At 33.0% G+C, this 22,636-nt stretch carries 23 protein-coding genes; 16 read left to right on the top strand and 7 right to left on the bottom strand.

From position 1 onward, the window contains the following. Window positions 1-36: 36 nt before the first annotated feature. The gene (locus QZU81_RS07575; RefSeq protein WP_295590920.1) at window positions 37-1,587 is read right to left on the bottom strand and encodes a radical SAM protein; all 1,551 of its coding nucleotides are present in this window, start codon (window positions 1,585-1,587) and stop codon (window positions 37-39) included. 518 nt (window positions 1,588-2,105) lie between these two features. Between QZU81_RS07575 and QZU81_RS07570 the strand changes: the two genes are divergently transcribed. From QZU81_RS07570 to fwdF, 4 genes are all read left to right on the top strand, one after another. Then, a complete protein-coding gene (locus QZU81_RS07570; protein ID WP_295590917.1) occupies window positions 2,106-4,700 on the top strand; it encodes a transglutaminase domain-containing protein in 2,595 nt (864 codons plus the stop codon). Window positions 4,701-4,826: 126 nt separating this feature from the next. Further along, window positions 4,827-5,297, top strand: a complete 471-nt coding sequence (locus tag QZU81_RS07565) for a phosphopantetheine adenylyltransferase (protein ID WP_295590914.1) — start codon at window positions 4,827-4,829, stop codon at window positions 5,295-5,297. Window positions 5,298-5,371: 74 nt separating this feature from the next. Then, on the top strand, window positions 5,372-5,563 hold the full coding sequence (locus tag QZU81_RS07560; RefSeq protein ID WP_292825458.1) for a 4Fe-4S binding protein: 192 nt from the start codon (window positions 5,372-5,374) through the stop codon (window positions 5,561-5,563). Between the two features lie 9 nt (window positions 5,564-5,572). Continuing rightward, on the top strand, window positions 5,573-6,589 hold the full coding sequence (fwdF, locus tag QZU81_RS07555; RefSeq protein ID WP_295590910.1) for a tungsten-dependent formylmethanofuran dehydrogenase subunit FwdF: 1,017 nt from the start codon (window positions 5,573-5,575) through the stop codon (window positions 6,587-6,589). 19 nt (window positions 6,590-6,608) lie between these two features. Here the strand turns inward: fwdF and QZU81_RS07550 are convergent, their stop codons facing one another. Together QZU81_RS07550 and QZU81_RS07545 are read right to left on the bottom strand one after the other, a co-directional pair. Further along, window positions 6,609-6,791, bottom strand: coding sequence for a class III signal peptide-containing protein (locus QZU81_RS07550; protein WP_295590907.1), 183 nt, complete (start codon window positions 6,789-6,791; stop codon window positions 6,609-6,611). Next, window positions 6,784-6,990, bottom strand: a complete 207-nt coding sequence (locus QZU81_RS07545) for a class III signal peptide-containing protein (RefSeq protein WP_292825783.1) — start codon at window positions 6,988-6,990, stop codon at window positions 6,784-6,786. The genes QZU81_RS07550 and QZU81_RS07545 overlap by 8 nt, the downstream gene beginning before the upstream one ends. A gap of 176 nt (window positions 6,991-7,166) precedes the next feature. Here QZU81_RS07545 and QZU81_RS07540 point away from each other — a divergent pair, with 176 nt between their 5' ends. Next, on the top strand, window positions 7,167-8,327 hold the full coding sequence (locus QZU81_RS07540; protein WP_295590905.1) for a hypothetical protein: 1,161 nt from the start codon (window positions 7,167-7,169) through the stop codon (window positions 8,325-8,327). Then, entirely contained in the window at window positions 8,327-9,046 is a 720-nt protein-coding gene (locus tag QZU81_RS07535) for a metal-dependent hydrolase (protein WP_292825470.1), read from the top strand. The genes QZU81_RS07540 and QZU81_RS07535 overlap by 1 nt, the downstream gene beginning before the upstream one ends. On the opposite strand, the gene rqcH is transcribed toward QZU81_RS07535, so the two are convergent. Beyond that, complete coding sequence (rqcH, locus tag QZU81_RS07530; RefSeq protein WP_295590902.1) at window positions 9,043-11,049, bottom strand: ribosome rescue protein RqcH; 2,007 nt, start codon at window positions 11,047-11,049, stop codon at window positions 9,043-9,045. The genes QZU81_RS07535 and rqcH overlap by 4 nt on opposite strands. 84 nt (window positions 11,050-11,133) lie before the next feature. On the opposite strand from rqcH, the gene QZU81_RS07525 reads away from it, so the two are divergent. Continuing rightward, window positions 11,134-11,406, top strand: coding sequence for a hypothetical protein (locus tag QZU81_RS07525; protein WP_292825476.1), 273 nt, complete (start codon window positions 11,134-11,136; stop codon window positions 11,404-11,406). Here the strand turns inward: QZU81_RS07525 and QZU81_RS07520 are convergent. Next, window positions 11,401-13,221, bottom strand: coding sequence for a DUF2070 family protein (locus tag QZU81_RS07520; RefSeq protein ID WP_295590898.1), 1,821 nt, complete (start codon window positions 13,219-13,221; stop codon window positions 11,401-11,403). The genes QZU81_RS07525 and QZU81_RS07520 overlap by 6 nt on opposite strands. 108 nt (window positions 13,222-13,329) lie before the next feature. On the opposite strand from QZU81_RS07520, the gene QZU81_RS07515 reads away from it, so the two are divergent. The 3 genes from QZU81_RS07515 (at window position 13,330) to QZU81_RS07505 (ending at window position 15,428) form a co-directional block, all read left to right on the top strand. Next, entirely contained in the window at window positions 13,330-13,851 is a 522-nt protein-coding gene (locus QZU81_RS07515; RefSeq protein ID WP_295590895.1) for a FumA C-terminus/TtdB family hydratase beta subunit, read from the top strand. 92 nt (window positions 13,852-13,943) lie between these two features. Then, window positions 13,944-14,273: a hypothetical protein gene (locus QZU81_RS07510; protein ID WP_295590893.1), complete on the top strand. Its 330-nt coding sequence runs from the start codon at window positions 13,944-13,946 to the stop codon at window positions 14,271-14,273. Further along, on the top strand, window positions 14,274-15,428 hold the full coding sequence (locus tag QZU81_RS07505; RefSeq protein ID WP_295590891.1) for a TIGR03576 family pyridoxal phosphate-dependent enzyme: 1,155 nt from the start codon (window positions 14,274-14,276) through the stop codon (window positions 15,426-15,428). On the opposite strand, the gene QZU81_RS07500 is transcribed toward QZU81_RS07505, so the two are convergent. Both QZU81_RS07500 and QZU81_RS07495 read right to left on the bottom strand, forming a co-directional pair. Continuing rightward, window positions 15,418-16,335 (bottom strand): biotin--[acetyl-CoA-carboxylase] ligase, encoded by a 918-nt coding sequence (locus QZU81_RS07500; RefSeq protein ID WP_295590888.1) that lies wholly within the window; start codon window positions 16,333-16,335, stop codon window positions 15,418-15,420. The genes QZU81_RS07505 and QZU81_RS07500 overlap by 11 nt on opposite strands. Window positions 16,336-16,354: 19 nt before the next feature. Continuing rightward, a complete protein-coding gene (locus QZU81_RS07495; protein WP_295590887.1) occupies window positions 16,355-17,848 on the bottom strand; it encodes an acetyl-CoA carboxylase biotin carboxylase subunit in 1,494 nt (497 codons plus the stop codon). Window positions 17,849-17,919: 71 nt separating this feature from the next. Here QZU81_RS07495 and QZU81_RS07490 point away from each other — a divergent pair, with 71 nt between their 5' ends. The 6 genes from QZU81_RS07490 to QZU81_RS07465 form a co-directional block, all read left to right on the top strand. After that, complete coding sequence (locus QZU81_RS07490; protein ID WP_295590885.1) at window positions 17,920-18,549, top strand: METTL5 family protein; 630 nt, start codon at window positions 17,920-17,922, stop codon at window positions 18,547-18,549. Window positions 18,550-18,795: 246 nt separating this feature from the next. Further along, window positions 18,796-19,623 carry a putative RNA uridine N3 methyltransferase gene (locus tag QZU81_RS07485; RefSeq protein WP_295590882.1) on the top strand — a complete coding sequence of 276 codons (828 nt, stop codon included), beginning with the start codon at window positions 18,796-18,798 and terminating at the stop codon, window positions 19,621-19,623. A gap of 340 nt (window positions 19,624-19,963) precedes the next feature. Then, a complete protein-coding gene (rpl3p, locus tag QZU81_RS07480; RefSeq protein ID WP_292825527.1) occupies window positions 19,964-20,974 on the top strand; it encodes a 50S ribosomal protein L3 in 1,011 nt (336 codons plus the stop codon). Between the two features lie 2 nt (window positions 20,975-20,976). Beyond that, window positions 20,977-21,741 (top strand): 50S ribosomal protein L4, encoded by a 765-nt coding sequence (gene rpl4p / locus QZU81_RS07475; protein WP_292825530.1) that lies wholly within the window; start codon window positions 20,977-20,979, stop codon window positions 21,739-21,741. Window positions 21,742-21,763: 22 nt separating this feature from the next. Next, on the top strand, window positions 21,764-22,024 hold the full coding sequence (locus QZU81_RS07470; protein WP_292825533.1) for a 50S ribosomal protein L23: 261 nt from the start codon (window positions 21,764-21,766) through the stop codon (window positions 22,022-22,024). A gap of 12 nt (window positions 22,025-22,036) precedes the next feature. Then, window positions 22,037-22,636: 50S ribosomal protein L2 (locus QZU81_RS07465; RefSeq protein ID WP_295590878.1), on the top strand; the 600-nt coding region annotated here is incomplete at its 3' end.

Genomic DNA, 22,636 nt, shown 5'->3' with positions numbered 1-22,636 from the left:
ATATTTTATAGTAAATTAATTTTTTTCTAAGAATTATTACTTGCATGCACCACAGTTATAACATGGGCTTGTTTCACACCATGGTGTTTGCTTCAGATTTCTCAATCGTCTGTTTTCTATTTTCAAAAATTTTTCATTTACACCTACATCAATATTGCTCCACGGCAATTCATCATCAAGATTATAATTGGGAATTGCTTCTCTCCATTCCTTGAGTGTAACCTGTTTTTCCAATGATTTCTCAATTATTGCACCAATGCCCCTATTTCCACAAGACAATATATATTGGATTAGTCCTTTTTTAGGACTTTCGCACTTAATGTTATATTTTCGCATTTCTTTTTTAATATATCTTGTTTTCTTTTTAATGTCTTTAAAATTGTAAGGCTCCCATTGTAATGGTGTGTGGGGTTTTGGGATAATTGGATTTACACTAAATTTAACGTTCTTAATGTTATAATGCATATTGGCAATTTTTTTCATGTACCTGCATAACTCTTCAATGTCATCCATGCTTTCTCCAGGAATACCAATCAGGAAATATAACTTGATTTTGAAGTCTAATTCAACAGCATTTTCTATTACTGTAAAAATTTCCTCTTCCAGTATATCCTTATTGATTACTTTTCGAAGTTTTGGTATTGACTCGGGTGCAAGAGTGATTGTTTTGAGCCCGCTATTTTTCAGTGATTGTAACGTTTCTTTTGTAATGGATTCAATTCTCAATGAAGGTGTTGAAATTTGAAAGTTTTCGTCTTCAAGTCCATGAATCAATTTTTCCAAATCCTGATAATCTGAAACTGCTGCACCAATCAATGTGATCTTATTGAGTCCGGTATTTTCACGATTTTTAATTGCTATGTCAATTAGTTTTTTATAATCTGTCTGCCTCATCGGTCTGTAGAGGTAACTTGACATGCAAAATCTGCATCCTCGGGTACATCCTCTTGAAACATTCAGCATAATTGAGTTATTGAAAATAGTTTGATGCTCGTCATCATCGCTTTGACTGATTACAGGTTGTGTAATATGATAAGCATGGTTCATATCCTCAACAATGCGGATTTTTGCTTTGTTGCCATATTCAGGAATATAGACCCCTGGTATATCTAAAAATTTTTCTAGATTTTTATCTTCCGTTTGCAGATGCCTATCTAAAATCTCATCGACTACATATTCGCCTTCCCCAATGATGAACATGTCAATATAATCGGATAACGGTTGGGGGTTAGCGGTTGCACATGGGCCTCCGGCAATTATGAGGGGATCATTATCTGTTCTGTCTTCCCGCTTAAGTGGTATTTCAGCACTTTTCAGCATTTTCAATACATTAAAATAGTCTTCTTCAAATTGAAGCGTAAAGCTTATTATGTCAAAATACCTGCTGGAGGTATTTGATTCAATGGAATTAATGCTAGGAAAAATTATCCGTTCACACCAAGTATCTTCACGTTCGTTTAGATGATTATATAATATATTATATCCTAATGAAGACATTGCAGTCCTATAAATGTTAGGATAGGCTAATCCCAAATGGATATCAATATTTTTGATATTTTTTTTGAAAATATTTTTTTCATATAACATATAATCAGCTATTTTTCAATTTTTTCCCAATTTTTGTTTTTCATGTTAAATTGGTTATTTTTAATTTTATACTTTCGAATTAAATTATTTTTCCAAATTGATATAATAATTTATTCATTTTTACTATAATACATAAATTTTAAGTGATTTTTCTTATAAAAGTCATTATAATTTATTTTTTATTTTTCATGGGGTTGTTAAAATTGTAAGTTAGATTTAAGATTTTTAATCTTATCTTATGTTATTTCAACATAATTGTTCTTTTATTTTAAATTAATATATGATTTCTATCTTTTTTAACTAATTTAATCCATTTAAATGAGTTTTTAAGATTTTAAAGTTTCAAAAACATTTATATAATATAAAAATATATATCTTTATCCACTCATTATGAAATACTATATTTTAGTATAATCATATTTTACTTAAAATTTTCGTAATGAGAACCAAGAGGTGGAAAAATTTCGATAAAAAATAGAACTTTATTTATATCTATTGTATTAATCGTTTTCCTTGCAATGGGAGCTGTTAGTGCAACAGAATTAAATAATGATTCAAATACAGAAGATTCAAATTTAGCATCCGATAATGTTAATTCATTATCCGTAGAAAATAAATTAGAAATTTCTAGCGAGGATTCTATCTCAGAGACTAATATAGTTAATTCTCATGATGACAATTTGGATGATTATTCTGATAGTGATGTTTTGGCAAGCACCTATGAGGATAATTACGGGCAAGTTCAAAATGATGTAGCAATTGATGAAACAAACGGCACTTCTAGTGGCAATGATGTTTTGTCTATTTCTAGCGAGGATGTTGTCCTGTCTGCTAGTTCTACTAAAATATCTTCAAAGTTAGATGTATATGATACTCATTATGCGAAATCAGCTACATATTTTAAAGTAACTTTAAAAGATAAGGATGGTAAGGCTATCGCAAATCAAAAGATAACCTTTAAAGTTAATGGCAAATCCTATTCTGCTGTTACCAGCAAAAGCGGTATTGCTTCAGTCAAGACCGCAGCTTTGTCAATAGGAACTTATACTGCTACACTTAGTTATGCTGGAAACACAAAATATTCAGCATCTTCTCTTTCAAAGAAAGTCAAAGTATTATCATCCGTTAGTGGAAGCGATATTACTAAATACTATGGTCCTGTATCTACGTATTCAGTAACATTTTGGAAAAATTATAATGCATTAGCAAATACTAAAGTTTCATTTAAGGTACATGGTGTAACTTATACAAAAACAACTGATAAAAATGGAGTGGCTAAATTACCAGTTAATTTAGCGCCTGGAAAATATGTTATTACCACTACTAATCCTTACTCTAAGGAAAAGTTATCTAATAACTATGTTTCCAAAAAAGACAGCACTACCCTTACACATGGATCAACTAATACTTACATATCTCCAAAGAGCAAATATGTCTTTATTGTAACTTTAAAGTCAAAACATAACGTTGCAATCAAGGATAAAAAAGTTGTATTCAAATACAATAACAAAAAAGTAACTGCAAAGACAAATTCACGCGGAATAGCTGCAATAACTATTCCTGGTCTTGCTAAGGGTACTTATTCAATTAAATATAGTTGTTCTGGAGATAAGTTTTATTCAGGTTCTTCTGAATCAGGCAAGTTATATGTTGGCACTAAACAAACTGCTAAAGTGTTAGCAGGGGATTTGGTAATGAACCATAATGATGGTTCCGTTTATAAAGCTACTGTGAAGGATAGCTCCGGTAAACTTCTAAAGTATGTAAAAGTGAAATTTACCATTAACGGTAAAAATTATATTAAAAAAACTGATTCAAATGGTGTTGCAAAGCAAAAAATCGGTCTTGATATAGGTTATTATACTATCAAAACTGTGCTTTCCGACAGTCATTATAAGTCAAGTGTTGTAACTAAACATGTGTCAGTTAAAGGAACAAAATTGGTGGGCGAAAATGTCTATGCAACACCAGGTAAAAAGGTTTCCTATTCCGTTAAAGTATTGAATTATAAAAATAATCCAGTTAAAAATGAGGATGTTTCATTCAGCATTGACGGAAAGAAATATGTCGGCACTACTGACTCAAAAGGTGTTGCTAAAGTAAGTTTAGGTGTTTTATCAAATGGTGCACACACAATAAAATATTCCAAGGATTCCTATTCAGGATCATCTAAAATATATGTTGTGAATTCAGTTACCCTTAAACAGCTTATTGCTTCTTCAAAAAATGTTAGAAATTACATTGAAAAGAATCATAAATTGCCTTCAACAGTTAAAATTGGTGGTATAACTTACTCTACTGCAGATTATATGTATCTTGCATCCAAAGCAATAGTTAACTTAAAATCCGGCAGTAAAGCAAATATCATTGTTAAAGATGTTAAAAATCCAAGTAAACCATCTTCAACTTATTGCAACGGCAATTTGTATAATTATCTTTCAGTTGCAAAAAGCATTGTTAAAACTTCAAATTCAAAAGGTAAAATGCCGAATACTGTTAGTTCCAAATTAGGAACTGTTGGTTATAAAACTGCCGTTTATGCTTTTGCACGTATTGTAGCATTTTATGGGGATAACAATAGAATACCATCATTTGTAGAGATTAAGTCTATAAGTAGTACTTCTACTTCTACCTTGAACTCTAAGAATACTATTAGCAATCTAAAAGTTTATTTGGCCGCATCTGCCAACTGTCAAGTGAATAATCCTAAGATTAAGAAATTGGTTGCTAAATTAACCAAAGGTTTAAAGACTGATAAGCAGAAAGCCAATGCGATCTTTAAATATGTTAGAGATACAATATCATATAGTTTCTATTATGACACAAAACATGGTGCTGTGGGCACATTAAATGCTAAATCAGGTAACTGTGTTGATCATTCACATTTACTTGTTGCTATGTATAGAACTGCAGGGCTTGCAGCCAGATATGCTCATGGTACATGTACATTCAGCAGTGGAGGTACATATGGGCATGTTTGGACTCAAGTATTAGTCGGTAATACTTGGACCGTAAGTGATGCAACAAGTTCTAGAAACTCGTTAGGAAAAGTAGCTAATTGGAATGCAAAAACATATAAGTTATATGGATACACTTCAAGTATCTCATTCTAGTTAACTATTTTATTTTTTTTTTTAAATTTTTTTATTTACTTCTTTTTTTGAAATATTTGCAATAAATAGCTATAAATTTATAATAGTTTTCATAAATATTAAGTTAGCAAACTATTGGACAATATCATGAATTCTAAAAAATATAACAAGGTGGCTGTTGGCGGAACTTTTGATAAGTTTCATGATGGACACAAGAAATTATTATTAACCGCTTTTGAAATTGGCAAATGTATTGAAATTGGCGTCACTTCAGATGCTTTTGGAGGATTGAAAGGAGATATTGATTCTTGTCAAGAGAGGATGAGCAATCTCAAATCTTTTTTTTCCGATAAATCTGATTTTGTTGTCATCCCATTGAATGACCCTTATGGGACTACTATTTATGATGCTGATTTTGAGGCTATTGTGGTTAGTGAGGAGACTGAGCCTACTGCAGTTGAAATAAATAATATTAGAGTTTCAAAAGGAATGAAACCTCTTGATATTGTCGTTGTTAGTTTTGTATTGGCCTATGATGGTAATCCCATATCCTCAACACGAATTAGGCGAGGCGAAATTAATCAAAGTGGGAATATCATTGAAAATCGGAAAAAATAATCGATATGTTTATTAATGCATTTCGATAAATAATTAATTGCATGAAAGTTTTCATGAAATTATGAGGTGGTTATATGGCAGTAAAAATTGATCCAGATAAATGTGGACACATTGAAAATTGTCCTGTTCAAGGATTATGTATTAAACTTTGTGAACAAGGTGCAATTATTGAAGAGAACGGGGACGTATCTATCGTTCCGGAAAATTGTGATGATTGTGACCTTTGTATTCAAAATTGTCCAAATCAAGCTATTTCCAAAGCATGAGGTGTGACAATGTTTTCTATTGAAAGAAGTGGTGAAGAACACCGTAAATTAGCATATAATAGTAATAAGTGTGTAGGCTGTGGAATTTGTACCGATGTTTGTCCTACTTCTTCCTTAAGATTAGGGCCTCTTGTTCCTATTGCACGTGGTTTAATTGAAATGGATTTAATTTCTGTAAATCAAGATTCCTGTGTATTTTGCGGATTATGTTCCGTAGCTTGTCCGTTTGATTCATTATCCTTATCAATCAATGGTGAAGAAATCAAGAATATGAGTAATTATCCTAAATGGGAAACAGAATCCAAAGTCGATGATGATGATTGCATGTACTGTGGTAGATGTAATGAAATTTGTCCAAGAGATTCTATTTTATTTGAAAGACATCTTCCTAATCCAGCGGACCTCGTTAGAGGAGAAATTGAAATAAATAAAGAAAAATGTATTTATTGTTCTTTCTGTGCCGATATGTGTCCTGCAGGAGCTATTAATATAAAAAATTTTCCTACATCTTCTGTGGATGTATTGAATAATTCAATCGAAGTTGATCTTTCTAAATGTATTTTCTGTGGTGTATGTAAAAGGGTATGCCCTGAAGATGCAATCAAACAAATTTGTTCCACTTGTATGTTAAGAGAAGAAATTGAAGTTCCTGAAATCAGTGGTGAAACAATTATTTTAGAAGATTCATGCGTAAACTGTTCCTGGTGTTCTGAAATTTGCCCAGTTGATGCAATTACAGTTACTAAGCCATTTGAAGGTAAATTAGAACTAGTTGAAAATGAAGCTGATGATAAGATATGTAAAGGCGATTCTTGCCATGCTTGTCAAGATGTATGTCCTTGTAATGCCGTTACAATTGTTGACGGAAAATCAGTTACCAATTTGGACTTCTGTAATTTATGTGGAGCTTGCGTGACTGCATGTCCACAGAATATTAGAGTTTTAACAAGAACAGGTATGAAATTAACTAATATTAATTCAGAATCTTGGAACGAAATATTAAATCAATTATTGGCTGGAAAATAGAGAGTTTCACTCTCCATTTTCATATTTTATTTATTATAAAATCTCTTTCTGTTTTTAGTAAATTTTGCATGTTTTTTTGTGTTTTTTGGGTTATATTGGATATATAGCTTCCTACAAGAAGCACTATGACAATTAATCCTCCGATTATTAGAATTAATTCAGCGCTTCCCTGTCCTTTGTTGTCAATTTTTTTTCTAGACATGTGTTCTATTGTCCAATATGGTGTTTCTAACGTCTATTATGTCATCTTTTGCTTTTAAGCTGACATCACTTGTTTCCATATATGATCTGTATATGGTTAGGGCCAATAATGCAATAACCAATACTCCACCAAAGAGTAAAATGTATTCTGCAGCCCCTTGTCCAGAATTGTCACTGATTAATTTTTTCATTTTTTTCACCATGTATTAAGTTTGGTTTTTTACTATATTAATATTACTATTTTTATAAAAAGTATTACTTTTTTCTTTTTTTTAGCTTATTTTCGTGTTTTTTTCCATTAGGTTTATTAATAGTGAGTTAGATATTATAGAATAGTTAAATAATAGAGTGATTAAAAATTTATAAGGGTGAAATCGTGGGAAGCACAATAAAATTAGTTTCAGGTTTTATTTTATTTGTAGTAGGTGTTCTCATTGCATATGAGACAAGTGTGTATAACTTAATAGATATTTTGATGTTAGTTGGATTAATCATAGCTATCGTAGGAATCATATTGATTGTTAGCTATTTTGTTGATTCTAATGCAGATAGGACCACTAACAAAATTAAAGAATTTTTAGAGTCTAAAGAAATAAATTCATCATCATTAGGCGGTTCAGAAAGAAAATCTTCTAATACTGATGGCCCTTTAAAAATTCGTAGAGATTATAATGATTATGATGATATAAATTATGAGGAATTAGTCATCGAGGATTATCCAGATTCCACTCCTGGCGAATACTATGAAGACTCATTTGATCAACAATCCAAAGCTGTTTTAAATGTTGTTCAAAGAGAAGAGCCAGAAATTGATTTTGATAAGCAATTGGTCTTTACTCCAAATTATGGCAGACCTTTAAAAGTAACCAGAGTTCCTAAAAAACGTCAAAATCACTATGCGGATGATGAAATTCCTGAAATAATTGTTGAAGATGATAAGACTGATTTGATTAAAGAGGCTTTATTGGAAAAACCAGCTCCTGTTGAAGAAGTAAGTGCTCCAACATTAGCTGCTCCGGAAGCACCTCAAAGAGACATAAATATTGATATTAACAATCCTGAAAGATTACCTATTCCTAAATCACTTAACAGCTATGTAATATGTGATGGAGGAGTGGTCACTTCACAAGAGGCTTTTGATAAATTAGCAATAAATGTTAATAAGGAAATCATGTTGGAAATTCCATCTTTAAACGATTTATCTGATAGATTTTTATCCCATGTTCCAACTATCTATTCAAGAGTTATTATAGACGAATTTGACGTTTCAGACATGTCCTACATGTTCTTGATATCATCTCTCTTAAAACAAGGAGTACATATTAAAACTGTTCCTAAAGTTCATACAGTTAATTTAATTACAGATGATTCACATGCAATGATTATCTCTGAAGGTCAAAATGATGTGGAATATGGTGCAATTTATGATGACAGAAGTTCCATTTCAAATATCAGAGCCGATTTTGAGAGAACTTGGAATATCGCATCTAATTTAGATGAGAACATTCTCATGAGCACTATTGGGGGAACAGCTTAATGGAAATTAGATGGTTGGGTCATTCAGCATTCGAAATAATCAGTGACGATAACGTCAAAATTTTAATTGACCCTTTCATTAGCAATAATCCCGCTTGTCAAGTCCCTGTTGAAGAATTGAATCCTGATATCATATTGCTTACTCATGGTCATTCAGACCATTTTGGTGATGCTTTAGAAATATCAAATAGTACTAATGCTCCTATTGCATGTATCCACGAAATTTCACTCTTTTTAGCTAAACAAGGAATTAGGAACATTAGTGTTAATATTGGCGGTTCATTCATCTTCAGAAATATTAAATTCACAATGCTTGATGCAAAACACTCTTCTGATATTGATATGGTTGAAGAAACAGTTCCTGGCGGTGTTGCTGCAAGTTTCCTAATAACTTTTGAAGACGGAACTAAAATTTTCCATGCAGGAGATACTGGATTGTTTGGTGATATGAAAGATGTAATCGGTTCAATCTATAAGCCTGATGTTGTTTTGGTGCCGATTGGAGACAAATTCACAATGGGTCCTTTCGAAGCTGCTTTAGCTACCATGTGGATGAACCCAAAGGTTGTTGTTCCAATGCATTATAATACATTCCCACCAATAGAACAAGATCCAGCAATTTTCGCTAATTTTGTAAGTCAGTTCAACCCCAACATCGATGTTGTGGTTATGAATCCTGACGAATATTTCAAATTTAATCCCGAAGATTATCAGGATTAATTTTTTTCATATTTTTTTCTTTGATGATACTCTTCATCGATATCGCATTTTCCGGATGGCAGAACTCTTATGATATCATCAAGTGTTAATAGGTCATCTTCATTTATTTTATGGAGTATCTTTTTAGCTATTGCCTCTTTTTTTGTAAATCCAGGTTTAAGCACAACATAATTTTCACAGTGTGCCTCAAGTGCTTCTATTGGTCCAGCCATTATTCTTTTTCCTTCATAGTCAACGATTCCAATAGCTAATTTCACTCTTGCTCCTCGAATGTAATTTCTGTGGCCTCTTATGACAAATGACCCTTTCGCCAAAAATTCCCCCGCTTCGGGTGTTTTTGAAACCTGGTCTGGTTTAACCCAAAATACGTCCTGTGTTGTGAAACCTTTTGACCAAGCAGATGAAAATGAAGCTGCAAACTCTCCGGATTCCTTAAGGATTTTGTCATTTAATTCAGCGCCATTTAATTTTATGGCTGTGGAACTTGCACCATGTATATCTGCATGCAAATAAATGTCATTTGGCTCCAAATATTTTTTCACTACATTTTCATTACTGTTGGCATCTCTTCCGCCAACAACCAGAATGTTTTCGGAGCTGATGAACCATCTTAGCTTTTCATACCATTTAAGGTCTTTTTTGACTCTTTTTTTAGGCACCGCAATGTGTTCCATAGCGATGTCCTTTTTAGACCTAATTTCCTCTAATTGTTTTTTGGTATTTTCAATTGCAACCAAAGCGCCTTTTGATTTTCGTTTAGCTTTTTTAGCTTTTTCATAATATGTTTCGGCATTTTCAGGTATTGTCAATTTTGGATCTATGATTAATTTTGTATCGTCAATGTCCAAAGTCAAAACGCCCATCTTATCGATTGATTCATAAATCTGCGCTTCGGCCATTCCATCTTTTTTTGCCTTTTTCAGTATTTTTCCAATTTCTTTAAAAGAGTAACCTTTACCTCTTGCTGAGTTTACGACATTTATGATATTTTCAATGGAAGGATAATTAGAATAGATTACCTCTCCTTTATGTTGGCTATCTTCGATTGTCTTTGCAAAATTATCGAGGGTTTCTTGTTGTAAAGCTAACCTTTTTTCAAACTTGTTTACTTTTTTATTCCAGGCAGCTTCCTTAACATCCTTGATGCTTGAATTGACTTTCTTGGAATAAAATTCATCACAGGCTTCATTAAAATTAGTATAATATGTTTTTTCGAAATCTTCGTATTTAACAAGATTCAAAGGAACAACATCCTCTTTTTTGTCTTTTTTAACAATTTGCGGTTTAATAGAACCTTCCTTCAAATCATCAAATAAGTTTTTCAAAGCATTGTATATTCCGGCAATCTGCTCGTCATTCAATTCGGCAGTTGGTGTTGTCTTTTCAATTTCCACAGTTTCATTTGCCCTTTTGAGAATCTCTTCGGAATATAGGCTTCCAAGACCATTCATAGCCAGTGTTCTTACAATATCACTGTCACCGTTTTCAAATAACTCTTTCAATTCATCATGAGTGATTTCAATAGGATTTATTCCTCTTTCTTCAGGGAATTGGTATTCCCTTTTAGAACTGATGTCCCTGCTGCTTAACTGCTTTCTTTTGAGGGGTTGAATGATATTGTTGTCCTCATCTAAAAGAATTATGTTTCCCTTATCGAATATTTCAACAATTATTGTGTAATATTTGTCTTTTTTAACCTTAATCTCAACCACACGATCGAAATTGTGCTGCTTTATGCTTTCAACATGAGCTCCCTTTATTCTTTTTCTTAAGAGCATTGGAAATGATGGGGGAATTGTTGGATTGTCTAGAGGATATTGGCTTGTATGTATTCTGGAGCCGCATTGCATTACCAAATCCACTCTTCCGGTTCCAGGAACATGAAATCTCACAACCACAATATCATTTGTCGGTTGGAATGATTTGTCAACTCTAGCACCACTTAACAATTTATTCAATTCATCACTAATTGTATATATGTCTACATTAGACATTGATTTCATTATTTACACCTTTTTAATCAATACTTTAATATATTATAACTCACTAAGATTATATTAATATATTTAATTTTATGGAGGATATCGATGGACACAACTATTAAAGTAACAACTATACATATTGTTGCAGCTCTTGTTGCAGCATTATTATCAACTGGTTTAACTCTTGGTTGGTTTGGATTTAAAAATGATGTTTTCGCTTTATTTGTAGCAGTAATCATTTTATACTTCGTAGGTCAATTTGCACAAAAAATTGCAGGAGATGAAATTTCCGGATTTAGCCAATGGTTATGGGATGGAATTTCACCATTTTTCTTTACTTGGGTAATTGCATTTACTTTATTTGTAATGTACTTATAATCCCCCAAAGAATAACCACATAATTACAATCAATAATGCGGTTATTAGTAAAACTGGAGCTATAATTTTACTAACGGCCACAACAGAACTTATTGTTGAAATCAGTTCTGTTGAATTTTTTGGTCCGAATGTGTTGAGATTTTTGATTTTTTCGGTTCCAGTTCCAACTTCTACTTTTTCTAAATCATTTATTGCTTCTAGAATACTTTTTCTCACATATTGTATAATTTCAGGTCTTTTTGAAATTCCAATAGGGTTATATCCTCTTGATAGTGTATTTACGGTATGTGTATCAGTGGTCATCACTTCAATTTCATCAATTTCCAAATCGCTTACAGCATCAATAATCTCTTGTCTAAAACCGATTTCCATATTGTTGGAATCGAAAAGCACATAAGCTGTTCTTTGGTTATCCACTTCGACAACCATTGTTTTGATACCGCTGTCTCCAATTCCGTCATGTTTGTCTAAAGATCCCATGGTATCTTCATAGCATCCTACTTTTATTTCATATTTTTCCTGATTAGGATTGATTTTATCGATAACGTCCATTAATTGGAATACTTCAGCATTTCCCGGCAAAACTTCTCCACTTTCGGGGGTGAATGAATTATGGCAGTCAACAATCACTGAATCTTTAACATTGCAGCGGCTTCTGCTTTGCGCCATCATTGAAAGTCCAACACCAAATTCGATATCGTCCACAGCTTCCGGAGCGAATGTAGAAAGGATGACCATTCCATCATTAAAGAATTGAACTCCGATATTTGCCTTTTCTGAGTTATATCTTAAAAATTTGCTGGCATCCTGAGAGTATTCCACTCTTTCCATCCCTCTTTTAACGGATTTTTCTATTTTGTCAATTTCGGATACAGCAATCGGATTGAAGTCATGTGTGGATGGACCATGAGCAACCATTGTAAAATGATCGAATTTATTTGCCAATAGGGTCGGCATGTTGGAACCGCCTAAATCACCCAATGGTCCCGGATGGACTGATGGAGATATGAATAAAGCTTTAATGCCATCTTCAGCCTTAAAACTTACGAAGGTAACGATGGTATCAATAGCTTCGCTCATGTTTTCAAATAATCCCTCAAGGGAATTTGATCCTTCATTCATGTGGGCGATAAACAGACTTAATAAATCCAAAACACCTATTCCAAGGTTTTTCTTAAATGGGGATGCAATAACTCTGATAAAAGCATAGATTGCCATAACAAAAATTACCGCAGCAACAATTGCTTTAAGAGTAATCTGTAGGATTGCAGGTCCCATAAAACTGGCATCAATAAATAAAAATGTTATTAATGTATACATGGTCAAAATGAGTATAGGTTGAATAAGGCCTGTTATTGCCGCCACTGAGAATCTGACTTTGGATGTCGCCCAAAATACTAAGGTATTGAATCCATAGATTATGACGCATCCGAATAGCATAGAATTAAGAAATATGTCCACACGGAATATTTGTGAAATTATGCATCCTACAATTATTATCATGCCAAGTATTGTCATTGAAAGGACGGATAAAAACATTGAATGTTTGATTTTTAAGTTTATTCCATGAAGCGTACTGATTACCTGCTGATTTAAAGCTCCGCTCATGATGGATGCGAAACCAAAAACAGTCACACCGAATAATCCGCCAGTAATGAAATCTTCTATAATTCCAACGTTTGGTGTTAAATCACACAAATATATGATGCTTCCAATTAGAAAGCTTAGAATAAGCATTCCCATTATTGAAAATTTAGTTTCCGGCAAGGTTTTTATATATTTTGATAATCCTGCGACACTGCTCATACTTGACATATTTTTCCCCGTATTATTTTTACCCATTAAATTTATTTAATCTAAAAATTTTATATAGATATAGTTATATTTTTTTTAATAAATATTTATTACTAATAAGGTGTATAAATGGAAAGAAAATTAAATGTTCCAATCAAAGATGAAAATTTAAATGAATTGAATGCAGGTGATGTTGTTTACTTAACAGGTAACATTCTCACCGCAAGGGATCAAGCTCACAAAAGACTTCTTGAAAGGGGCGCTCCTTTGGATATTTCAGGTGCGGCTCTTTTCCATGCGGGACCTATTATAACCAAAAAAGAAGATGGTTATGAAATGGTTGCTATCGGACCCACCACCTCCATGAGAATGAATCCGTATCAAAGTGATGTTTTAGATATGGGGCCGAAAATTGTCATCGGAAAAGGAGGTATGGACGATACTGTTAGGGAAGCGTTAAAAAGAAACAATGCAATCTATGTGGTAGCCACTGGAGGTTGCGCCGCATTATATGTCGATGCAGTTGAAAAAATTGAAAGTGTCGACTGGTTGGATTTAGGGATGCCTGAAGCGATGTGGAATTTAAAAGTTAAAGATTTTGGGCCTCTTATAGTTGCAATGGATAGTAAAGGCAATAGTTTATATGACTAATTATATACATTGAAAAGTAATACTTATATATAGTTTAATTTCATAGTATATGTTAATCAAACTAATTGAGATTATATTGGGGATATGTTATTATGGCTGATATTAATGAACTCGCAGAAAAAAAATTGAAATCAAGAATGACAAAAATCAGAAAGTGTAATAGAGAACCTGCTGAAAAGGAAAAGTTTTCTGAAAAATTCGGTACTTCTTTTGAAATTGGATTTTATAATAAGAATCCTGATAAGCTTACAGACAGCATAAGCTTGATTACAAGCCCGGATGGTAAAATTTTATTCGCTGATTATATTTATGAAATTCCTGAAGAGGATGAATTTACTAGGGTTCCAATTGATGATAAGCAATTAAAGTCAATCATTGAATTCTTTGAAAATTATAAATTACAATTAGACGACTCTGATTAGATGATTATCGATAACTCTTTAGATGAAGTTAAGAAAAGAGAGAATGCCCTTTCAATTATAAAATATTTAGTTGAAACTGAAGGCAGAAATTCTTTATTTGACTTAACAGGTTTATCTGGTGGATTTATTGCAGATTCATCAGAAATTAGTCTTTTAGAGACTTATGTGGGTCCGGCTATTTTTGAAGATGCTCTTCAGGAAGTTGGAAAAGAGCATATGGGCGGTGAAAAGGTTCTTCCGTTAAACAGAACTTCTTCAGGCATACTAGCTACAATTTTAACTTTAGTCGGCAAGGATACAAATGTGGTCCATTATCTTGCTAAATTGCCAGCTCACCCTTCAATTCCTAGAAGCTGTAAATTAGTGGGGGCAAATTATTCTGAAACTGATGTCTTCGAAGAGTTTTCCATACCTGAAAATACTTCACTGGTTGTGATTACAGGTTCTACTATGGACCATCAGGTAATCGATGAAGACGAGTTTAAAAAAGTCATTGAAATGGCTCATCAAAAAGACATTCCGGTTATGGTCGATGACGCTTCAGGAGCACGACTCAGGACTGTTGTATTTAATCAGGCTAAAGCTTGTGATTTGGGTGCCGACATTGCCATTACAAGTACTGATAAGTTAATGCCAGGTCCAAGAGGAGGGCTCATGTCAGGTCGTGAAGATTTGATTGATAAAATTAAGATTAAGGTAAATCAGTTTGGTCTTGAAGCTCAACCTCCGGCAGTTCTTGCAATGTTAAACGGTATTAAAAATTTCAAGGAAGATAACCTGATTAATAGTTTCACTAGAAAAGATGAGCTTTATGAGTTATTATCTGAAAAATTCAGTAATTTTCAAAAAACACCTACTGGAGTCATGATTTCCCCAGAAGATTTGGCCGGTGAAATAGATATTTCACATAATCTGTCCGATACAGATTTGGCGTTCGTGTTTTCATTTATTTTATTAAAAGATTATGGGATTATTACTATCCCTCCGGTTTCAATGCCCGGTGCATCAGCCACAATAAGATTCGATCTATCAACAAGTGATGCATTTGATTTGGATTTAAATGATTTAAATAAAAAAATAGTATCTTCATTTGAAAAATTACTAGAAGTAATTCCAAATGAAGAAAAATGTAGGGAGATTGTATTTAGTTCTTAATTATACATTCTCCGGAAATTACTTTTTCTAAGGTTCCATCAATTTTTTCAACAATTAGTGCTCCTTCTCTGCTTACGCCCAATACGTATGCATCATAGTTTTTATTGAATGGCTCTCTGACTTCCACAATTTTTCCAATTGAGTAAGAACGTTTTCTCCATTCTTTTAGGATTTCTTCATATCCTTCATGGTCAAAAAGTTCACTGATTTCTTCAAATTCTTCTAAAAATGTTTTAATTAAAAGATTTTCATTTCCTTTTCTTCCAAGTTCTTTTTGGAGTGTTGTAGTGCCTTCCTGTAACTCTTCAGGGAAATCTTCGACATCCAAGTTTGCATCAATTCCCACTCCGATAATAACATTTTCAATTGTATTCAATTTTGTTATGGCTTCGGTCAATATTCCGCAAACTTTCTTACCGTTAATCATAATGTCATTCGGCCATTTGATTTCAGGGTTTTCAACTCCTATTTTTTCAAGAGTTTTTGCAACTGCAACACCTGTAGCCAATGTTATTAATGGAAGTTTGGCATAGTCTACATGTGGATTCAATACAATGGATAGCCATACTCCTCCTAATGGGGATTCCCATGATTTTCCAGACCTTCCTCTTGCATTGGTTTGTTTTTCAGAAATGATGACACTTCCATCGGCAATTCCGTTCATTGATAAGAATCTTGCAAGTGTGTTTGTTGAACTTACTTCATTAAATACAAATAACTCTTTTCCAATGTATTTAGTATTCAAATCTTTTGAAATTTCTGATGCGCTGATATATTCTGTTTCTTCTTTTCCGATTTCCTGAACTAAACTTGAAAAGTCATGAATATCTATTTGGTTTATCTCATCAATGGTTTTGCTAGAAAGTTTTCCTTCTTTTTTTAACAATTTAACGATTTCTACCCTCATTTAAAAAACTCCAGAATGTTTATTTCTTTTGCATTTGTTGATTTTTAGCCATGTTTTGATAAGATCCAACAGCAGCAGAAATTGCAGCTATTTTTTTACCCGGCATAAATGTTGATTTTAATCTGTTCACATAGTCCAAGTCTTCAGCAATGACATTCTCCATTTCAGCTTCAATACCTTTTTTGTAGGTATCGATGAAATGAGTATTCAAATCACCGGAAATGAAGTTAGGATTTCTCATAATTGCTTTATGGAAAGGAATTGTTGTTTTTACTCCTAAGATAATGTATTCACTCAATGCCCTTTTCATTCTATCAATGGCATCATTTCTATTTCTTCCATAAGTAATCAATTTGGAAATCATTGAATCGTAAAATGTTGGAATGGTATAATTCATATATACTCCACTGTCTAAACGTACACCAGGTCCACCAGGAGACCTGTATCCGGTAATCTTACCAGGATTTGGTGCGAAATCGTTGAGTGGGTCCTCTGCATTGATACGGCATTCAATAGCATGTCCAGTTACATTAATGTCTTTTTGTTCATAGCTTAATTCATCGCCATTGGCGATTCTGATTTGTTCTTTAATTAAGTCAGTGTTTGTGACAAGCTCAGTAATAGGGTGCTCTACTTGAATACGGGTATTCATTTCAAGGAAGTAGTATTCACCATTGTCATATAAGAATTCTACAGTACCTGCACTTTTGTATCCGATATATTCGGCAGCCTTTACAGCGCTTCCACCCATTTCTTCTCTTAACTCTTCAGTCATGATTGGAGATGGTGCCTCTTCCAGAAGTTTTTGATGTCTTCTTTGAATGGAACATTCCCTGTCACCAACGTGAATAACGTTTCCATGCTCATCAGCAAGAAGCTGGAATTCAATATGGCGTGGCTTTTCGAGGTATTTTTCTATAAATACTGTTGAATCTCCAAAGTTAGTTGAAGCAACTGATTGTGTTGATTCAATTGCGCGCACAAGTTCGTCTTCTTCGTAAACTGCACGCATACCAATACCTCCACCACCAGCGGAAGCTTTCACGATTACAGGATATCCTATTTGGCTTGCAATTTCTTTAGCATCTTCAATGTCAGTGACTCCTTCTGGAGTACCTTCAATAACTGGGACGCCTGCCTTTTTCATAAGTGCTTTTGATGTAATTTTGTCTCCCATCTTATTGATTACATCTCCGGTAGGACCAATGAGCTTTATTCCATTTTTTTCACACTCTTCTCCAAATTTGGAGTTTTCAGCTAAAAATCCATAACCTGGGTGAATAGCGTCAGCACCAGATTCAATCGCTATATCTATAATTTTTTCAATATTTAAATAAGATTTAGCAGGGGATGGATTTCCTAATGGGTATCGTTCATCTGCATAATTTGTGTAAAGAGAAGTACTGTCTGCATCAGAGTAAATTGCTACGCTTTTAATGTCGAGTTCACGACAAGCTCGCATAACTCTTATTGCGATTTCTCCTCTATTTGCAATTAATACTTTTTCAAACATTTGAAACCTCAAAGTAATTTTTCATTAATAATATAATTATATAATAAATGATATATTAATTATTTGATTAGATGAAAAAAATTACTCGTAAAAAACATTTAGAGATGAGACTCCAGAATATTCCATCTCATCCAAAACCTAAAGTTGGTCTTGAACAGTACACAACTCCGTCAGTTATTGCATCAGATCTAATATGGAATGCTTTTGGAATTGGGGATATTGAAGATAAAAACATTGTTGATTTGGGATGCGGCACAGGAATTTTTGCCATTGGATCTGCACTGATGGGCGCAAATTCTTCAATTGGTGTAGATATCGATGAAGATTCAATCCAATTGGCGAAGGATGTTTCAGAAAAATTAAAGCTCGATAATGTAGAATTCATTGTCAGTGACATTGATGAATTTAATCAACCGTTAAATGCAGATACTTTATTTCAGAACCCGCCTTTCGGTTCCCAGAGGAATGCCGATAAGGGTCAGGATTTAAAATTTGTAAAAAAGGCCATTGAGATTGATGCTAAGGTTATCTATTCTTTTCACATGGCATCCACTGAAGAGTTTTTAATTAAATTTTATGAAGACAACAATTTGAAAATAACCCATATATTTCGATATAAATTTCCTATTCCAAAAATATATGAGTTTCATAATAAAGAAAAGCAAATTGTTAACGTAATTGTCATTAGGGCGGAATTATAATCCATTTAATTTTTTTTTAATTTTTATTTTTTCTCTATTTTTGGCCTAAAAAACAATACATTTATATAGTGGATTACTTATACTTTATATTAATATATTCTCTGAGTATAAAAAAGTTGGTAGCATAAAAAGAAGCTACAGATATTATAATTGATATAATATTTTGTAAATGTGTAAGTCTATTTAGTGATAGCTATATAAATGTAGGGTAATCTTTATATACTTTATTTTATATAATTTAAGGTAATGTATAAAGATGAGCTATCTATATTTATTCCAAACTCATTTCTTTCTGAGTCTAAAGATCTTAAAATTCGTACTTATAAAGTAGGTATTTTAGGTAGAGCTTTAGCTATTTTTCAAGCAGATAATGTGGTTATTTATAATGATAATCATGATAAGAATGAAAATGGGGAAATGGATGGAGAATTTATTGCTGAAATTTTGAGTTATATGAATACTCCTCAGTATTTGAGGAAACAAGCATTTCCTATAAGGCCTGAATTAAAGCATGTAGGTATTCTCCCGCCACTTAGGACTCCTCATCATCCTGTTAATAGTCAGCCAGACGTGGGTGATTATAGGCAAGGTTTCACTGTTAAAAGAAATAAGAAAGGAACTTTTGTTGATATAGGTATGGATAAACTTGCATTCTGTAAAGAGCAACTTTCAGTTAAAAGAATTTTTGACTTTAAGATTACTAAAATTGCTAAGAAAGAAGTAATAGTCACACCTGATAAACCAGATGACGTTTACTGGGGATATAATGTAATATCCTCTAATAAGAGTCTTAAAAATAGCTTAAAATTAATTAAACCGGATCTTGTTGTTGAAACTACAAGATATGGAGATTATATTGATTCTATTTTTGATGAATTAAAACCTAAAGTAGATGAATGTAAAAGTATTGCTATTTTATTTGGTGGCCCTTATTCTTCAATTCAAGAAGATGTTTCCAATCCAAATTGGGATTTGTTTAAAATAAATACAATTCCAGATCAAGGAACAGAAACCGTCAGAACTGAAGAGGCAGTTGTCGCTACACTTTCTTTATTTAACTTTATGAGATTTTAATTCTCTTAATTTATTAGTTTTACACTCTAATAGATAACTTGCTCAACTTTTTATACATTGATATTTTTGGGACTCTCCTGAAAATAAACTTAGCGCAGAATGATTTATACATTGAATATATACTTCATTGTGCTTCAATTGAATTAAACTCAATGGAATATATTGAAATTTGATATTTATCTAGTCATAAGTTTTATTGTGGCTATTTATTAATTCGATGAGATTATATTTATTATAATTTTATCAAAATTCGTTAATAGTTATTTAATTAGCTGTTAACCTAAAAAAATTAAAATGATTTAAAAAATAAGGAAAAATATTAATTAGGAGGTTAAATTAAATGGTAAGACATCACCAGCCAAGAAAAGGGTCTGTTGCTTTTAGTCCAAGGAAAAGAGCAGCTAAAGAAACCCCTAGAGTAAAATCTTGGCCTCAAATTGATGAACCAAAATTACTCGGCCTCGCAGGTTATAAAGTCGGTATGACTCATGCTTTAGTCACTGATACTGATAAAAACTCTCCAACTAATGGTATGGAAGTTTTCACTCCAGTTACCGTATTGGAAGTGCCTCCGGTCGTTGTAATGGGAATTAGAGCTTATGAAAAAACTTCTCGTGGATTGAAAGTAATCACCGAAGTTCTTGCAGACAATTTAGATGAAGAACTCTCTAGGAAAATTACTCTTCCTAAAGAATACAATAAATCTGAAGCTATTGCAAAAATACAAGGTGCATTAGAAAACACAGAAGAAATTAGGGTATTAGTACACACCAATCCAAAAGTAACTAGCGTACCTAAGAAAAAACCAGACATATTTGAATGTGGTATCGGCGGATCCAATCCTGAAGAAAAATTAAATACTGCATTAGAATTATTAGGTAATGAAGTTAAAGCTAGTGAAATCTTCAATGAAGGAGAATTTGTTGATGCTATTGCAACTACAAAAGGAAAAGGATTCCAAGGTGTAGTTAAAAGATGGGGAATTAGAATTCAATATGGTAAAGCTGTAAGAGCAGGTAAAGGTAGACACGTCGGTTCTATCGGACCTTGGACTCCTAGAAGAACCATGTGGACTGTAGCTCAAGCAGGTCAAATGGGTTACCATAAAAGAACCGAATTCAATAAAAGGATTTTAAAAATCGCATCAGCAGATGAGGTTGATCAAATTAACCCAGATGGTGGATTTGTGAAATATGGTATTGTTAAAAATGATTATGTCTTAGTAAAAGGTTCCCTTCCAGGTCCTTCAAAAAGATTAGTAATCTTAAGACAACCTATCAGACCTAATAATAAAGCTGAGGATATCCCTCAAATAAATTACATAAGTACAAAATCTAAACAAGGGGTATAATCATGAAAGTTAACGTTTATTCTATTAATGGGGAAGTAAAAGAAGAAATGGAACTTCCAGCTATTTTTGATGAAGTATACAGACCAGATTTAATCAAAAGAGCTGTACTTTCTGCACAATCTGCAAGAGTACAACCATGGGGTAATGACCCAATGGCAGGTAAAAGAACTTCCGCTAAAGGATGGGGTTCCGGTAGAGGTACCGCAAGAGTTCCTAGGATTAAAAATGGTTCAAAAGCAGCTTTCGTACCAATGGCAATTGGTGGTAGACAAGCACATCCTACTAGAGCTGAAAAAAATCATCACGAAAAAATCAACATAAAAGAAAGAAGATTCGCTATTAGATCTGCTGTTGCAGCAACCACTAATAAAGAAATTGTTGAAAACAGAGGTCACAAAGTGGAAGACTTAGAACAAGTTCCTATTATTGTTGAAGATGATCTTGAAGCTGTAAAAACTACTAAACAAACTCGTGAAATTTTCCAAAGTTTAGGAGTTTATGATGATATCATCCGTGCTAAAGAAGGTAAAAGAATAAGAGCTGGTAGAGGTAAAACCAGAGGAAGAAAATACAAAAAAGTAAAAGGACCTCTCGTAGTCGTTGGTGAAGATAATGGTATCTCTTTAGGTGCTAGAAACCACGCTGGTGTGGATGTCGTTGTTGCTGAAAACTTAAATGCAGAGTTATTAGCACCTGGTACTCACGCAGGAAGACTCACTATTTACACTAAATCAGCAGTCGAAAAGTTAGGAGGTTTATTCCAATAATTTTGGAAAATAGGTGATTATTATGGATGCATATTCAATTATTATTAAACCTCATGTTACTGAAAAAACCATGAATTTAATTGATTTAAATAATGAGATTACTTTTGTAGTACGTCGTTCTGCTAACAAAGCACAAATCAAAAAAGCTTTTGAAGAGTTATACGAAGAAAAAGTAGCAAAAGTTAATACTCACATTACTACTAAAGGTGAAAAAGTAGCATATATCAAACTTGTTGAAGAAGAAATGGCAGAAGAACTTGCTGTCAGAATAGGAGTATTCTAAGGAGGAATTTGAATGGGAAAACGATTAATTCATCAAAGAAGAGGAAGAGGAACTCCTGCTCACCGTGTTGCTTCTCATCGTTTTAAAGATAAAATTAAATACAGATCTTACGATGCATTAGAAAAAGAAGGCAGTATTAAAGGTAAAGTCATTGATATTGTACATGACCCAGCAAGAACCGCTCCTATTGCAGAAGTAAAATTCGAAAATGGTGAAAAGAAATTTATCTTAGCACCTGAAAGCATTCAAGTAAATGATGAAATTGAATGTGGTATTTCTGCTCCAATTAAATTCGGTAATACATTACCACTTGCTGAAATTCCTGAAGGTACTCCAATTTATGATATCGAAAACACACCTGGAGACGGTGGCCGTTTTGTAAGATCTTCCGGAACTTATGCTAATGTTGTTACTCATGATGCGAACCAAACTGTTGTTGAATTACCATCTGGGGAATTAAAATACTTAAACCCTAACTGCCGTGCTAGTATCGGTGTTGTAGCTGGTGGAGGTAGAAAAGATAAACCATTCCTTAAAGCTGGTAAAAAATGGCATGCTTATAAAGCTAAAGGTAAGAAATTCATGACTGTAAGAGGAGTAGCAATGAATGCT

Origin of the sequence: uncultured Methanobrevibacter sp., from assembly GCF_902770715.1 — an archaeon.
Lineage (GTDB): Archaea > Methanobacteriota > Methanobacteria > Methanobacteriales > Methanobacteriaceae > Methanocatella.
The sequence above is the reverse complement of the archived record's forward strand: the minus strand, read 5'-3'. Positions and strand labels throughout refer to the sequence as shown.

What these genes read in the sequence shown, in the direction of transcription:
- QZU81_RS07575 (WP_295590920.1), bottom strand. Translation starts at nt 1,587, where the DNA reads ATGTTATATGAAAAAAATATTTTCAAAAAAAATATCAAAAATATTGAT.
- QZU81_RS07570 (WP_295590917.1), top strand. Translation starts at nt 2,106, where the DNA reads ATGGGAGCTGTTAGTGCAACAGAATTAAATAATGATTCAAATACAGAA.
- QZU81_RS07565 (WP_295590914.1), top strand. Translation starts at nt 4,827, where the DNA reads ATGAATTCTAAAAAATATAACAAGGTGGCTGTTGGCGGAACTTTTGAT.
- QZU81_RS07560 (WP_292825458.1), top strand. Translation starts at nt 5,372, where the DNA reads ATGGCAGTAAAAATTGATCCAGATAAATGTGGACACATTGAAAATTGT.
- fwdF (WP_295590910.1), top strand. Translation starts at nt 5,573, where the DNA reads ATGTTTTCTATTGAAAGAAGTGGTGAAGAACACCGTAAATTAGCATAT.
- QZU81_RS07550 (WP_295590907.1), bottom strand. Translation starts at nt 6,791, where the DNA reads ATGTCTAGAAAAAAAATTGACAACAAAGGACAGGGAAGCGCTGAATTA.
- QZU81_RS07535 (WP_292825470.1), top strand. Translation starts at nt 8,327, where the DNA reads ATGGAAATTAGATGGTTGGGTCATTCAGCATTCGAAATAATCAGTGAC.
- rqcH (WP_295590902.1), bottom strand. Translation starts at nt 11,049, where the DNA reads ATGAAATCAATGTCTAATGTAGACATATATACAATTAGTGATGAATTG.
- QZU81_RS07525 (WP_292825476.1), top strand. Translation starts at nt 11,134, where the DNA reads ATGGACACAACTATTAAAGTAACAACTATACATATTGTTGCAGCTCTT.
- QZU81_RS07520 (WP_295590898.1), bottom strand. Translation starts at nt 13,221, where the DNA reads ATGTCAAGTATGAGCAGTGTCGCAGGATTATCAAAATATATAAAAACC.
- QZU81_RS07515 (WP_295590895.1), top strand. Translation starts at nt 13,330, where the DNA reads ATGGAAAGAAAATTAAATGTTCCAATCAAAGATGAAAATTTAAATGAA.
- QZU81_RS07510 (WP_295590893.1), top strand. Translation starts at nt 13,944, where the DNA reads ATGGCTGATATTAATGAACTCGCAGAAAAAAAATTGAAATCAAGAATG.
- QZU81_RS07505 (WP_295590891.1), top strand. Translation starts at nt 14,274, where the DNA reads ATGATTATCGATAACTCTTTAGATGAAGTTAAGAAAAGAGAGAATGCC.
- QZU81_RS07500 (WP_295590888.1), bottom strand. Translation starts at nt 16,335, where the DNA reads ATGAGGGTAGAAATCGTTAAATTGTTAAAAAAAGAAGGAAAACTTTCT.
- QZU81_RS07495 (WP_295590887.1), bottom strand. Translation starts at nt 17,848, where the DNA reads ATGTTTGAAAAAGTATTAATTGCAAATAGAGGAGAAATCGCAATAAGA.
- QZU81_RS07490 (WP_295590885.1), top strand. Translation starts at nt 17,920, where the DNA reads ATGAAAAAAATTACTCGTAAAAAACATTTAGAGATGAGACTCCAGAAT.
- QZU81_RS07485 (WP_295590882.1), top strand. Translation starts at nt 18,796, where the DNA reads ATGTATAAAGATGAGCTATCTATATTTATTCCAAACTCATTTCTTTCT.
- rpl3p (WP_292825527.1), top strand. Translation starts at nt 19,964, where the DNA reads ATGGTAAGACATCACCAGCCAAGAAAAGGGTCTGTTGCTTTTAGTCCA.
- rpl4p (WP_292825530.1), top strand. Translation starts at nt 20,977, where the DNA reads ATGAAAGTTAACGTTTATTCTATTAATGGGGAAGTAAAAGAAGAAATG.
- QZU81_RS07470 (WP_292825533.1), top strand. Translation starts at nt 21,764, where the DNA reads ATGGATGCATATTCAATTATTATTAAACCTCATGTTACTGAAAAAACC.